Here is a 788-nt window from a genome sequence, read left to right as displayed (position 1 = left end):
GCAAGACGTTCACGCACGCGCAGCTGCGCAAGGCCATGGCCGGCATCGAGTGGCGTGACTCAGCGGCGTTCCTGGACGAGATCCCCGAGGCGTACAAGGACATCGACGTCGTGATGGCCGACGCCGCCGACCTGGTCGAGATCCGGCACACGCTGCGCCAGGTCGTCAACGTCAAGGGCGAGTGACGTCGGAGCCCGGGTGCTCGCACCTAGCGGCTACATCGCCACGGGCTCACCGGGCGCCTGTTGCGCGCCGGCAATACCTCTGGGAAAGTGTGGAACCCCTCGAGGAGGTGCGTGGCATGACTGACGAGAAGCCCAGGTACAACCGGCTGGTCAATCCCGAGTTCGCGACGGGCGAGGCGTTCGCCCAGCAGGATCCCGCCGGCGGCCGGAGCGCAGCGCCCGCGCCGATGAACCCGTGGCTGGTCGCGATGGGAGTCGCGGGAGTCGTTGCCTTCTTCCTTGGGATGGTGCTCTATGTCGGCGGTATCGAACCCGGCATCTTCGAGACGCCCTCTGCCGCGCGGGCAGCGTGGGGGAACATGCTCGCGCTCCTCGGCGTGATGCTCATGGCAGGTGTGATGCTCGCGGCCGCGGTCTGCTGGCAGCTGAGGAGGCGGTAGCGGCGGTGCGGATCGAGGGAGAGCCGCTCACCACGCGGCGCTAGGGCACGTCTCCTAAATGCGTGGCGCCCTAGCCGAGACCACGCCGACCGCGAGGACACCGGCGCTGAGGACGAACCGCATGTGACAATCATGGTGGGTCAAGTCGAAACACGCCGAGGTG

At 67.8% G+C, this 788-nt stretch carries 2 protein-coding genes; both read left to right on the top strand.

The window, feature by feature from the left end; all coding sequences use genetic code 11:
- Positions 1-185: RtcB family protein (locus tag ELR45_RS37495; protein ID WP_205856413.1), on the top strand; the 185-nt coding region annotated here is incomplete at its 5' end.
- A gap of 116 nt (positions 186-301) precedes the next feature.
- On the top strand, positions 302-625 hold the full coding sequence (locus tag ELR45_RS11305) for a hypothetical protein (RefSeq protein ID WP_129666033.1): 324 nt from the start codon (positions 302-304) through the stop codon (positions 623-625).
- The last annotated feature ends 163 nt before the right edge of the window (positions 626-788 follow it).

The organism is Phytoactinopolyspora endophytica, from assembly GCF_004138495.1.
Lineage (GTDB): Bacteria > Actinomycetota > Actinomycetes > Jiangellales > Jiangellaceae > Phytoactinopolyspora > Phytoactinopolyspora endophytica.
The sequence above is the reverse complement of the archived record's forward strand: the minus strand, read 5'-3'. Positions and strand labels throughout refer to the sequence as shown.

Coding starts and splice junctions, on each gene's coding strand:
- ELR45_RS11305 (WP_129666033.1), top strand. CDS start 302: ATGACTGACGAGAAGCCCAGGTACAACCGGCTGGTCAATCCCGAGTTC.